This is a genomic window from Desulfovibrio mangrovi (assembly GCF_026230175.1).
GTDB classification, from domain to species: domain Bacteria; phylum Desulfobacterota; class Desulfovibrionia; order Desulfovibrionales; family Desulfovibrionaceae; genus Halodesulfovibrio; species Halodesulfovibrio mangrovi.
Window position 1 is genome coordinate 1031061 of record NZ_CP104208.1, and the last position, 13381, is coordinate 1044441.

The 13381-nt window shown below is 53.1% G+C and carries 11 protein-coding genes; 7 read left to right on the forward strand and 4 right to left on the reverse strand.

Features of this window, described 5'->3' with window-relative positions:
- Nucleotides 1-18: 18 nt before the first annotated feature.
- Nucleotides 19-2388, forward strand: a complete 2370-nt coding sequence (locus tag N1030_RS04725) for a CHASE2 domain-containing protein (RefSeq protein WP_265828010.1) — start codon at nt 19-21, stop codon at nt 2386-2388.
- A 987-nt stretch (nt 2389-3375) separates the two neighbouring features.
- Nucleotides 3376-3975: a DUF3159 domain-containing protein gene (locus N1030_RS04730; RefSeq protein ID WP_265828012.1), complete on the forward strand. Its 600-nt coding sequence runs from the start codon at nt 3376-3378 to the stop codon at nt 3973-3975.
- 71 nt (nt 3976-4046) lie between these two features.
- On the opposite strand, the gene fsa is transcribed toward N1030_RS04730, so the two are convergent.
- From fsa to N1030_RS04750, 4 genes are all read right to left on the reverse strand, one after another.
- A complete protein-coding gene (fsa, locus tag N1030_RS04735; RefSeq protein WP_265828013.1) occupies nt 4047-4694 on the reverse strand; it encodes a fructose-6-phosphate aldolase in 648 nt (215 codons plus the stop codon).
- Between the two features lie 192 nt (nt 4695-4886).
- Nucleotides 4887-5195, reverse strand: a complete 309-nt coding sequence (locus tag N1030_RS04740; RefSeq protein WP_265828014.1) for a transcriptional regulator — start codon at nt 5193-5195, stop codon at nt 4887-4889.
- Between the two features lie 24 nt (nt 5196-5219).
- Entirely contained in the window at nt 5220-5744 is a 525-nt protein-coding gene (gene folK, locus N1030_RS04745) for a 2-amino-4-hydroxy-6-hydroxymethyldihydropteridine diphosphokinase (RefSeq protein ID WP_338033335.1), read from the reverse strand.
- On the reverse strand, nt 5720-6889 hold the full coding sequence (locus N1030_RS04750) for an LL-diaminopimelate aminotransferase (RefSeq protein ID WP_265828015.1): 1170 nt from the start codon (nt 6887-6889) through the stop codon (nt 5720-5722). Before N1030_RS04750 ends, folK begins: the two co-directional genes overlap by 25 nt.
- A gap of 318 nt (nt 6890-7207) precedes the next feature.
- On the opposite strand from N1030_RS04750, the gene xerD reads away from it, so the two are divergent.
- From xerD to N1030_RS04775, 5 genes are all read left to right on the forward strand, one after another.
- Nucleotides 7208-8122 (forward strand): site-specific tyrosine recombinase XerD, encoded by a 915-nt coding sequence (xerD, locus tag N1030_RS04755; RefSeq protein ID WP_265828016.1) that lies wholly within the window; start codon nt 7208-7210, stop codon nt 8120-8122.
- Between the two features lie 2 nt (nt 8123-8124).
- Complete coding sequence (locus tag N1030_RS04760; protein WP_265828017.1) at nt 8125-10992, forward strand: CBS domain-containing protein; 2868 nt, start codon at nt 8125-8127, stop codon at nt 10990-10992.
- A gap of 270 nt (nt 10993-11262) precedes the next feature.
- Entirely contained in the window at nt 11263-11745 is a 483-nt protein-coding gene (locus N1030_RS04765) for an HIT family protein (RefSeq protein ID WP_265828018.1), read from the forward strand.
- Nucleotides 11746-11829: 84 nt separating this feature from the next.
- Nucleotides 11830-12192 (forward strand): LapA family protein, encoded by a 363-nt coding sequence (locus tag N1030_RS04770; protein ID WP_265828019.1) that lies wholly within the window; start codon nt 11830-11832, stop codon nt 12190-12192.
- Nucleotides 12193-12196: 4 nt separating this feature from the next.
- Nucleotides 12197-13321, forward strand: a complete 1125-nt coding sequence (locus tag N1030_RS04775; RefSeq protein WP_265828020.1) for a tetratricopeptide repeat protein — start codon at nt 12197-12199, stop codon at nt 13319-13321.
- The last annotated feature ends 60 nt before the right edge of the window (nt 13322-13381 follow it).

A 13381-nucleotide genomic window follows, 5' to 3' on the forward strand; every position in this document is an offset into this window, starting at 1 on the left:
CACGAGGAGAGGGCAACTATGCGATTGGGCTTTCGCAGACTTCGTCTTTGGCTGAAGACTCAGCTTGGCGGACGCATAGCCGTTCTGATGACCGGCGTATGCATTACCGCCTTGATGCTCCTGTTCTATCTTTGGAATCCCTTTTCCCTCCGCGGGCTCGTTTACAAGGTCTATGACGAGCTGCTCATTCAGACACACACCCGTGAAACCACAGGTGTTCCCATCATCATTGATATTGATGAGAAATCATTGGAAAAATTCGGCCAATGGCCATGGCCCAGATACCGCGTGGCCATGCTGCTGGCGTTGGCGCAACGCTACGGCGCTGCCGCGGTCGGGCTTGATATCGTCTTTTCCGAGCCAGACCGGACCTCTCCGAGGATCCTCAAGGAAAGACTTGCCGAAGACTTGAAGGTTCGGATGAACATTTCCGGCCTGCCGGACGCCTTGCTGGATAATGATGTTTTGCTTGCCGAGAACCTGAGGCACGGCCCCTTTGTCCTTGGATATCACTTTAACTTTGAATCTTCTGGCTCTAACGAAAAAGCGTGTACGCTTCATCCTGTCAAGCCTGTCATTCTTTCAAGTGCCGGTGCAGCCGCCCCTGAAGACGTGCTCTATAACGCCCCGGAAGCCATATGCAATTTGCAGGTTCTGGGCGAAGCTGCTCCCAGTTCAGGTTTCTTCACCACCGTGCCGGACATCGACGGCATGCTGCGTCGCACCCCCCTCATCATCTATTTCAAGGGCAATATCTATCCCAGCCTGGCTCTTGCCATGCTCATGCAGGCCAGTGGTAATTCCCAGATTACTTTAAAGATGAAGGAGGGCGGTGTTGAGTCCATCAAATTCGCGGATATGGTCATTCCGCTTGATGAACGAGGCAGAATGCTTCTCAAGTATCGGGGGAAAGGGGGCACATTCGATTATATTTCAGCTGCGGACATCCTGGAACAAAAGCTGAAGCCCAATGCGCTTAAAGGAAGACTTGTCCTTATCGGGACATCTGCCGCGGGCCTCAAGGACTTGCGGGCACAGCCCTTTGACCCTGTTTTTCCGGGAGTTGAGGCGCATGCCACGGTGCTGGACACCATTCTTGCCGGCGACTTCATTACACGCCCATGGTATGCGCGAGCGTTGGAGTTCAACGCCATACTGCTGGTCGGTCTCATTTCAACAATAATCCTGTCGTTGACAGGGGCCATGCCGGCCCTTGTTGCCTGTATCATCATGGGGGCAGGGCTTCTTTTCGGCGCTAAATGGAGCTTTGCCACGCATGGCTTCTTCCTTTCCCCGCTCACAGCCATGTTCACACTTATTCTGAACTTTTCGCTGCTAACCCTCATGAAGTTCAGAAGGGAAGAAGGGCATAAGAAGTTCCTCACTGCAACCTTCAAGTCATACTTATCTCCTGAACTCATTGAGGAAATGATTGCGGAAAGAACCATGCCCGAACTGGGTGGCGAAGCCCGCATAATGACGGCCTATTTCACGGACATTCAGAAGTTCTCGACTTTCTCGGAAATCCTCACGGCCCCGCAACTCGTCGAACTATTGAATGAATACCTTTCCGCCATGACGGATATCCTTATTGCGGACGGTGGTACGCTGGATAAGTATGAAGGTGACGCCATCATCGCATTTTTCGGGGCTCCGTTGGATTTGCCGGATCACACGTTACGGGCCTGCAAGGTGGCTCTGGCCATGCAGAACTCATTGCTTGCCCTGAGAAGGAAATGGCTGGCGGAAACCTATGATCCTACGGTTGAAGACCGCAACACCAAGAGGTACCCGCCTGAAGTCTGGCCTCATGGCAGTAAATGGCCCGTGAACGTACATAACATGTGCATGCGCATAGGGATTAACAGCGGAGAAATGGTAGTGGGCAACATGGGGAGCGCCATACGAATGAACTATACCATGATGGGCGACCCCGTTAACCTTGCCGCACGTCTTGAAGCCGGCGCCAAGCAGTTCGGCATCTATACGGCTGTCAGCGGACATACACTTGATGTTTCCTTTAAGGATACACGTGGAGGCATGGTAACCGTCCGGGATTATGTGGAAACACGCTTTATTGACCGCATTGCTGTTGTCGGAAAAAGCGAACCGGTTGAAGTGTATGAACTTGTGGCCTTGAAGGGAGAACTCAGTGAAACTGAGCATTCATTGTTCGATCTCTTTGCTTCCGGCATCACCCTCTATCAAGCACAGCAGTGGGATAAAGCCATAGCCGCATTCACCGAAGCAAAGGCGTATGAACGTTTTCCCGATGCCCAGACAACGCCGTCAGATGTGTTTATCAAGCGCTGCTTGCAATACAGGGAGAATCCCCCGGTACCGACAGGGGAGCCATGGGACGGCGTGTATCGCATGACGAGCAAATAGGGTTCTTTTCGATACAATACAGCCCCCTTGTCATTTCAGGCCACGGAGTTTTAACACTTCGTGGCCTTTTTCATTCATATCTCAATTCTGAGGCCTGAAATGAAAATGGGGCGAGCCGTTGCCCATAAATCCAAAAAGGAAGCCTCAAATCTCCACGTAGAGCTTTGGCTCAAACCGCATAGAGAGAGGTGCACCATATGCCGTGGTGTCAGCCTGTCTGAATGATGGGTTTACAGAATTCAAAGAGAGCATTCGGGCGAGTGGCTGTGGAAAGCTTATCGATTGTTTCACGGATATCCACAGTGGAGTAACTTTGTGATTTTACTTATCATGCCATATTTAAAAGTTAACATAATTTACATTATGAGACATTATACAGTGACTTTTACTCCCCACTTTGGTCCATGCTTCAGCACCTGAGAATGTTCTTTCAAACATAACCACCTTTCCCGACAGCTGCCTCATTTCCAATCTTGGGATCGGTATTGCTGTTCATCCTTCCTGATGGACTGTCACGTTCTTCAAGTCATTCTCCACAACATGACAGGCATTCTGCCTCTGTCCCCCAAATCCATTTTGGGGGCTCAAAACGAAAAGTGCGATCCTGACCTTGGAAAAATAAAAAATGGAAGCTCTCGTCGCCGTACCCACTCTGGGGCGACGGCGTGGTCTGCACCATGGTCAGCCATCTTGACTGAGCCATGATCCCTAAGTGAAGAATCAGATGTAATCCGTCCTTTTCCCATGCCCGTAGGCCGCTGGCAGACCATTTACAAATGATTGCTCAATGAAAAAATACAAGGATTCAGTGGGTTGACGTAATCATCGACCTAGGGCACATACTCATTTCTTCATCGAATTGTTTGTCCTTCTTTCGGAAGGACCGTGCTCTACTACTTGTGCGAGTAACGTTTTGACGTTTTTGGGCTTTTCTCACTTGTAAACGGGTACGGAATGACAAACTCAGTGTTCAGAGTTGTGCGCCGCATGGTCGGCAAAGCTCAATTGGTGCGAATGCTCACGGGATTGGGCATTCCTTTCGGTGTGTATGGCATCATGTCCGGCATTGGTTTTCCCTTTGAGGGGCTGATGTGGGCTACTGCCGTGTGTTTTTGTATTCTGGGATGGCGTGTTGTGGCCGACAACAGGCTAGACGGGTTTTCCGGGGTGGCCTCGCTGCTGGTCCTGGTCGAATTCGCCGCGCTGTTTTCCGAACGCCACGAACTGACCGGAAAAACACCGGCCCTTTACGCCTTGCTTCTTGGTGCCGGCCTTTTGGTGTTTGCGCTGTTACGTATACCTCTCTTTCAGGGATTGGCAGAAGACCTGCTACAGGAGAGTTTTTTCCCGGAAAGGCTTCGACAGTCGCCCTACTACAATCGCGGCTGGCGTCTGGTGAATCTGGGCTGGGCGTTTCTTTTTCTGCTGAAAGGAGCCATCCTTTTCTCAAGTTATGGCACTATGCCAGACAATTCTCTGGCGGGTGTTCACCTGATTATGGGCTGGCCGCTCTTTGTATTTATGATGATACTGAGCATCTGGTTCATCCGTATCTATTGGAACAGAAAAGCACTCTGGGCCAGCTAACTCCCCTGCGTTGAATAAAAAAAGCGCTCCGGCACAAGCCGGAGCGCTTTTATCGTTTTTCCACACATCCCCTACTTCTGCACAACCTTCTTCCAATCTGCGAGAAAAGCTTCCAGACCACTGTCAGTCAATGGATGTTGGGTGAAGGACATGAGTACCTTGAAAGGAACCGTTACCGTGTGTGCTCCCATTGTGGCAGATTCCACCACATGCCTCGGATGACGTACACTGGCAACAAGCACCTTGGTGGCAAATCCGTAGTTGTTGAAAATGGTCACAATCTCATGAATGAGATGCATGCCATCCTGTGCTATGCCATCCAGACGTCCCACAAAAGGGGAAACGTATGTTGCCCCGGCCTTGGCAGCAAGCAGCGCTTGCAGGGGGGAAAAGACCAATGTCACGTTGGTTTTGATTCCCAAATCAGTAAGTCTGCGTACGGCCTTGATTCCTTCTGGAATCATGGGGATCTTCACAACGACATTTGAGCCGAATTTTACAAGCTCCTCGGCCTCGGCAACCATTTCATCGGCAGTAAGGCCAACGACTTCAAGGCTCACCGGCCCTTCAACCTCGTTGCAAACTGCCTGCGCAATCTCTCGCCAATTTCCTTTTTCTCTGGCAAACAGCGTCGGATTCGTGGTTACACCATCTATGAGTCCATAGGACTTGGCCTCGCGTATTTCATCCAGATTCGCCGTATCAATAAAGAATTCCATGTCGCCTCGCTTGGTGGTCAAGTGGTTCACGCGAATGATACAGTCATATTTTTCAATATATCATGCAATTCCAATGGATGACAATACAAAGCCGTCTGTTCCTTCCGGATACCTCCGTGTTTCCCAAATAAAAAAGAGGCCCGAAAGGACCTCTTGCTACGTTCGTTGAACGTTAAAAAAACGATGAAATGGTTAGGCCTCTTCTTTGACCTCTTGGGCAATCTCACGGCCGCCCTGCTCCAACTGGGCAAGATACTTGTCGCGGCACTCGTAGCTGCAGAAACGGTGAATGGTTTCCCCGTTGCGTACCCGAATTTCCTGATCAAGGGAGACGTATGCTCCACAGACAGGATCTTTGACCATCTCGCCGGTGGCTACCTTGCGTTCGATATCCTTGGCTTTTTTGGCGGCGTCCTTGTCTGTCTTTCGCTTGCTGTCGTTGGTGAACATTTTGAAGAGAGCCCAGCCGCACACGGCAAAAATCAGTAACTTGATGAGCATTGGCCTTCCCTTGTCGTTGTCGTTTTATTGCCAGATCTGATCGCCTACCAATCTGAATTGCAAGGCGTTCAAGGCTTGTAACAAAGTTTTCCCGTCGGGAAAAGTCAGTTCAGGGGCAATTTCGTGCAGAGGTATAAGAACAAAGGCGCGTTGCTGCATGCGCGGATGCGGCAGAACAAGCGTTTCTGTTGCCATGACGGAACTGCCGAACAGCAGCAGGTCCAGATCAATGATGCGGGGACCGAAACGGTCTTCAGGGGCGCTGCCGTCACGGCAACGCCCCATGGAAGACTCGATATTCAGCAAAGAGGCAAGAAGCGTCTCAGGACTCGTACGGGCATCGCACGAAACACGGATTACCTGATTGGCAAACCATGCCTGATCCTTTTTCTCCTGCGGCTCGGTCCGGTACACCCCGGAAGCGGCTTCCAGTGAGACTCCTTCCAGAGCGGATATGGCTTCAACGGCACGGGCAAGATTGCCGTCCGTATCCCCCATGTTGGAACCGAGGCAGATGAACGCTTCTACAGCTTGGAGGCTATTCTGGATACCGCCTCCTCAAGGCGTGCGTCGTTCACGGTAAGGGAAATACGGAAGTAGCCTTCGCCCGGAGCACCAAAGCCGTTGCCGGGGGTTACGACTACGCCGGTTTCCTGCAGCACCTTGGTGACGAATTCGGACGAGGTGTAGCCTGCCGGAACACGACACCAGATGTAGAAGGTGGATTCAGGCACGTTGCAGTGAATGCCCACCTTGCGCAGGGCTGCGATCACGGTGTCGCGACGCTGCTTGTAGATCTTGCGAAGCTCTGCGGTGAAGGGGTCACCGTCGCGCATGGCCACGATGCCCGCTTCCTGAACAGCCTGGAACACACCGGAATCCACGTTTTCCTTGATCTTGCCAAGGCCGTGAACCAGCTGTGGGTTGCCTACGGCCATACCCACGCGCCAGCCGGTCATGTTGTAGGTCTTGGACAGGGAGTGGAATTCAATGGCCACGTCCTTGCCGCCGGGAACGGACATGATGGACAACGGCTTGTTGTCTTCATTGTAGTAGATTTCAGTGTACGCGGTATCGTGAACCACGATCACGTTGTACTGCTTGGCAATCCTGATGAGCTTTTCGTAGAACGCCACGTCAGCCATGGCGGCCGTGGGGTTGTTCGGATAGTTCACGAAGATGGCCTTGGCCTTGATCCACGTTGCTTCATCAATGGCATCAAGGTCGGGCAGGAAGCTGTTGTCCTCGGTCAGAGGCACGAACTGCACAATGCCGCCGGCAAATTCGGTGGCAATATTGTATACGGGGTAGTTGGGGGTGCACACCAGCACCAGGTCGCCGGGGTTGATGAACGCCAGCGGGAAATGGGCGATGCCTTCCTTGGAACCGATAAGGCTGACAACTTCAGTCTTCGGATCAAGGTCTGCATCAAAGCGTCTCTTGTACCAGTCGGCCACGGCCTCACGGTAGGACAGCATGCCCACGTAAGAGGGATATGCATGGTTGGCAGGCTTTTCCACCGCTTTCTTCATGGCCTCAATGATGAAATCGGGGGTGGGCATGTCGGGATCGCCAATTCCCAGACTGATGATGTCCACACCGCGGGCGGCAACCTGTGCCTTGATCCGGTCGATTTCTGCGAAGAGGTACGGGGGCAGTTTAGCCAAACGGTCTGCAAGCTGGAACTGTGCCATAGCGTTGCGTTCTCCTTGAAATTTCAATCCCTTTTGCCGGTAAAAAAAGAAGGGCTCTGCCATAAGCCCTGTTCCTTCTCTATTGACTTGTGAGGCATATGCCATTTGTACGTCTAAAATACAAGTGTTTAGTGGACGTTCAATCACTCTCGAGCGCCAGTTTATAAAGCTGCTCCGGAAGGAAAGAGCAACCGGCTGTTGGTCAGATCTGTTCGACGCCAAGAAATCATCATCCCCTGCCCTTGTCTGCCATACCGACAGCGTGTAACCTGTTATGGCAATTGATATGTAACCAGCCAGTTCACCCATGGAAAACTGATGACCCAACAGGCACTCACCACTCCCCCAACCCATCCTCTTGTTGACAGCTACTTGCAGCACCTGCTTGTCACACGCGGGCTTTCAGAAAACACCATTGCGTCGTATGCCGCCGATCTGGAAAGCTTTCTGCTGTTCCTTGAAGAAAAACGCTTTCAGCTTGAAGCCGTAACCGACCAGTCGCTCTTTTTATATGTTATGTACCTGCGCAGGCGGGGACTCAACAGCCGGAGCCTTGCCCGGCACCTTTCCGCCTTGCGGGGATTTTTCGCCTTTTGTCTTGAAGAACGGACGCTGAGTGACAATCCGGTACAATACCTTGAGAATCCGAAGCTGCCTAAAACCCTTCCGGATGTGCTTTCGCAGGAGGAGGTAGCCGCCATCCTTGCCCAGCCCGACCTCAAGACCAAGCTTGGGTTCAGGGACAGAACCATGCTGGAACTGCTCTATGCTGCCGGGTTGCGCGTCTCCGAACTTATCTCCCTTGCTCCGGTGGATTTTGATGCCCAGACCGGCCTTGTCCGGGTCTTCGGCAAGGGCAGCAAAGAGCGCATTGTGCCGGTTCATGACGCCGCAGCCCAGTTTCTGACGAACTACCTCCGGGACTGGCGTCCGGCTTTTTCGCCGGTAGAGAACTTTGTGTTCCTGAACCGTTCCGGCAAGCAACTCTCGCGGCAGGCCATCTGGAAGAATATCCAGCGCTATGTGCTGGAAAGCGGCATACGTAAGAATGTGTCTCCGCATACATTCAGACATTCTTTTGCCACGCATCTGCTTGACGGCGGGGCTGATCTGCGCACTGTGCAGCTATTGCTCGGGCATTCCGACATTGCAGCCACGGAAATCTACACGCATGTTCAGGCCGACCGGCTCCGGCAGGTGCACCGCCAGTTTCACCCCCGCTCAAGGATGTAAGCGTGCCCAGCAATTCAAACAACAATGGTAACGGGCAATTGATTCACGCTCCCGTACTCATCACAGCGCACGCAAACGCGGATTTCGACGCCCTTGCGGCCATTGTCGCGGCCAGCAAGCTGTATCCTGATGCAGTACTGGTCTTTCCCGGCAGCCAGGAACGGAACCTACGCAATTTCTTCATTGAAAGCGCTACCTACATGTTCAACTTCAAGCAGGCCAAGGACATAGACTTCAGTTCCGTACGAAAGCTCATTGTCGTGGATACCCGCCAGCGCTCGCGCATTCCACACGTGGCGGCTGCACTCGACAATCCTGATCTGGAAATCCATCTTTACGATCACCACCCCGAATCCGATGACGATTTACCGGCGTCACTAAGCGTTTACCAGTCATGGGGCGCGACCACGACAATCATCACCCTGATGCTGCGCGACAAAGGCATCTCCGTTTCTGAAGAGGAAGCCACCCTGCTCGGTCTTGGTATTTTTGAGGACACGGGCTCATTTTCCTTTGCTTCGACAACGGAGCATGACTTTGCGGCAGCGGCGTGGCTCAAGACCAAGGGGATGGACCTGAACGCCATTTCCGAACTCATGACCCGCGAGCTGACGACAGAGCAGGTGTCCATTCTCAGCGCCTTGCTGCAAAGCGCCTCAACCCATGACATCAATGGAGTTTCCGTCGTCATGGCTGAAGCCACGATAGAGCATTATGTCGGCGACTTTGCCCTGCTGGCCCATAAAATGCTCGACATGGAAAACCTGAAGGTGCTCTTTGCGCTAGGGCGCATGGGGGACAGGGTTCACGTTGTGGCCCGCAGCCGTCTGCCTGAGGTGGATGTAGGCCAGATATGCTCTTCTCTCGGAGGCGGCGGCCACCCTTATGCTGCGTCCGTCTCCGTCAAGGACAGGACACTCTCTCAAGTAAAGGATGAACTTTTCGCCCTGCTCTTTTCTTCCGTGAACAAGCAGAAGCTTGTGCGCGACCATATGTCCGCCCCCGCCGTCAGCATTGATGATGGTTCAACCATCGCCAAGGCGGAAGAGGTCATGAATCGCTACGGGCTCAAGGCCATTCCCATTATCAAAAAAGACAACCACTTCGAGGTGGCCGGTTATCTGGAATACCAGACGGCAACCCGGGCCATGACGCATGGTCTGGGCAATATGCCCGTAAGCGTCTATATGCAGCGGTCAGTGCAAACGGTGCATCCGGACGACAGCTTGTATCCGGTAATGGAAATCGTGGTCAGCAACAGACAGCGACTTGTGCCCGTTGTCGAAAACGGAGCCATCATCGGTGTCATTACCCGCACGGACATCATCAATACCATTGTGGAAGAACCGGCACGCATTCCGGAAACACTGCTTCCTGAAAAACGACGGGAACGCAATGTGAAGTCCCTGTTGCGGGAGCGGCTTCCCTCACGCCTGTTCACTCTGCTGGAAGTGGCGGGGAACCTGGGAGACTCGCTCGGCATTCCGGTTTATGCTGTAGGCGGCTTTGTCCGTGACTTGCTGCTTTCGCGCACCAATCTCGACCTTGACCTTGTGGTGGAAAGTGACGGCATCGCCTTTGCCCGGGAGCTGGCAAGGGTGCTGAACGGCCGTGTGCGTGCCCACAACAAGTTCAAGACGGCGGTAGTCATATACAAGGGAGAGAACGGCAACCAAGAGCGTGTGGACGTAGCCACCGCCCGCCTTGAGTATTACGAATATCCTGCGGCCCTGCCTACGGTGGAATTGTCGTCCATCAAGATGGACCTGTACAGACGCGATTTCACCATTAATGCGCAGGCTATTCAGCTGAATAAAATGCAATTCGGTCGTCTTATCGACTTTTTCGGTGCGCAGCGGGACATGAAGGACAGAATGCTGCGCGTGCTGCATTCCCTGAGTTTTGTGGAAGACCCCACACGCATTCTGCGCGCCATCCGGTTTGAGAAACGCTTCGACTTTCAGATTGGCCCGCAGACCACCCGCCTGATCAAGAACGCGCTGCAGTTGGGACTAATGGACAAGCTTACCGGCAGCCGCATTTTCAACGAAGTGGATGCGATTCTGCATGAAGGTCGCCCCCTCGCCTGTCTGCGTCGGATGGAAGAGTTCGGCATTTTGACCATCATTCATCCGCAGCTGCGGCTCACCCAGACCAAGGAACAGGTGCTTGGAGAATTGGAAAGCGTGGCGAGCTGGTATCGCCTGCTGTACCTTTCCGATGTTCCTGAACCATGGATGCTGTATCTCATGGGCCTGTTGATGAACGCGACCTATGTTGAAGTGAAGGAAGTGGCTGCGCGCTTCAACCTGACCAAACGGCAGGAAGAGGATTTCCTCACGCTCAGGGAGAATATCCGCGAAGGCATTACGCTTCTGAATACCTGGGGGCGGCATGACCGCACCATGAGCGGACTGTATCGCACGCTTTCACCTATAGGTATAGAAGGCTTACTGTTCATTATGGCCCGTACCAAGGCCGATGAGCTTCGCAAGAGCATTTCGCACTACCTGACGCATCTGCGCGGCATGAAGATTGATATCTCCGGCGAAGATTTGAGAATCATGGGCGCACCGCCTGGTCCTGCCTATGGCAGGGTCCTCTCACGTGTTCTGGCAGCCAAGCTGGATGGAGAAGTCCCCACCCGTCAGATGCAACTTGAACTGGCCATGTCGCTGATATTGAAAGAAACAGAGAAAGATGCCGAATACTTTGCCAGAAGAAAGGTCTGTCACATCCCTGCTCCGGACAGCAATCCGGCGCATGCCGTGTTTTCTGAGGATATCCCGCTTGAGCCGGCGGCCGGTGGTTCGGATGGGCCTGCCCCTGAACAGAATGAGCCCGTTATCCCTCCGGATGACAGCAACTGATCTGCAAACGAAAGCCCGCAGTTTACTGGCATAAACCAAACAACAGCAACAGCCTAAGGGCTTGCCCTTGTGTCGTATCGCGTGTAGACCCAACAGACTTTATCTGCACATGAAGCAGTGCTGCATACATCCGGCTTCGGTCATGAGGCGGATACGGAGAAAACTCAGTCTCCGTTTGCAACCATCTTGAATGCTGAGGTATATCATGCATTGCTTGCATGAGCTTTGTTCATAATAAAGTTAAAGTAAAGGTTGAGACAAGGTCGAGATATGGAAGTGCTCTGGGCCCCATGGCGGCTCGATTACATTCTTGGTCCCAAGCCGGACTCATGTGTTTTCTGTCTGCCAGAACACACAGACGAAGATGAGCAGCGCCTCATTTTATATCGTGGTAAGCACAACTTCGTTATCATGAACAAGTTCCCCTACAATAATGGCCACTTGATGGTTACCCCGTACCGTCACGTCATGAATCTGGCCGACCTTACTCCGGAAGAAGCCCATGAAAACATGGACCTGCTGCAGGTATGCGTGCGCATCCTCAAGCAACGCTTCAACCCTGGCGGCATCAATGTGGGGCTCAATCTTGGTGAAGCGTCCGGCGCCGGTATCCGCGAGCACCTGCACTTCCACCTTGTTCCCAGATGGAACGGCGATTCATCCTTCATGGCTGTCATGAATGAAACTCGCGTGATTCCTGAACATCTGCATTCAACATATCAGGCATTAAAACCGTTGTTTGACGCGTTATAATATTGCATAACCATCAGGAAGGCCGGAAATTGGGACTGCCACAAGAACACCCCGAACCGGCATGAGTTAATTCAGGAGGAATATATGCGTTTTATCAAGGTATTGGGGCTCGTTATTGTTTTCTTCCTTACCATGGTCTTCTTCCAGCAGAATACCGCGGAGCTTTCCCAGACAATAACCCTCAAGTTCGACCTGCTCTTCCAGTCCTGGTCGACCATTCCCCTGCCCATCTATTTCCTTATTCTGGGCGCTTTTGCCCTTGGTGCCATGGTAGTCATTCTGTTCTTCTTTGTTGAGCGTATCCGTCTTGGCGCTGCAGTCCGCAAAGCCCGCAAGCAGTCCAAGAAGCTCGAAAAAGAAGTAAATGCCCTGCGCACCCAGCCGCTGGAAGCTTCCGAGCCTCTGGCTGTTGAAGCCGTTTCTGCAGAGTCGGAGAAGGCGGAATAACATCGTGTCCATTCTGCGACGTTTCTGGCCCGGCGTTTCCGGAAAACGCTCAGGGAACACCATCCTTTCTCCTGTCCGGGGTACTCCGCCAGGTGAACGGGATACACGAGCCGCCATACATGAGCTTTCTCAGGCTGTTCGCAACGATCCGGACGCCGTGGAGATATACCTTGCCCTCGGCAACCTGTTCCGTTCGCAGGGCGAAATTGAGCGCGCCGTCCAGATACGAAGCAATTTGATCGTTCGCCCGGGCCTTGATGATAAATTCAAGGCCCGGGCCTATTTTGAACTCGGCCACGACTACAAACGCGGCGGATTCATGGATCGGGCCATGCAGGCCTTTGAGCAGGCCAGAAAGCTCGGCGGCGAAACGGAAGATTTGCTTCGCTCCATGGCGCGCCTCTCCGCCGAGACCGGCAACTTCCAGAACGCATCCTCCCTTTACGGCAAACTGAACCACCGCATCGCACAGGCCCACTACATGGTCCGTCATGCGGAGGAACTCTACGATTCCGGAGCTGTTTCAGACAGCAAACGCCTGTTGAGCAAGGCACTGAAAGTCTACAGCGGATCTGTGGAGGCATGGCTCGCGCTTATCTCGCTGGCGACGACAGACCGGGAGTGGAAGAAGACCGGCTCCCTGCTGACGGAGGCCCTACGGGCCGTTGCGCCCTCCATGCGCTTTCTGCTGCTTGAAGGCATGATCGGCTTTGCCCCATCCAAGGCAGACATCGGCACGGAAGATGATGCCCAGTTTACCGCCAACCTCTGCAAAGTGATCATGCCCGCCATAGAAGCACAGGAGCCCGACCTCATTCTCCAGTACTACGGAGCTCTGTTCCTTCTACGCTGCGGTAATCCTGAAGAGGCAAATGCATGGCTTGCCAAGACCATGGTGCTGTGTCCCGATTTCTGGGCTGCACGCCTTGAGTTGCTGGGACTGTCCATGGACGACCAGCCTCTTTCGCCTGTCTTCCGCAACCACCTCGCCTTCTTTGTCGATCAGGCCAAAAAGGTGAAGCGTTTCGTCTGCAGCAGTTGCGGTATGCGGCGCTCAAATACCTTCTATGTCTGTCCGCGTTGCCGCAGCTGGCATTCCGCCGCTTTCAGAGTCTCGCTGCAAGACTGATTTTTCCCGCCGGACCTTCATGTCCGGCCCTCCTCCGAACAATTGGACATCGTGACAACT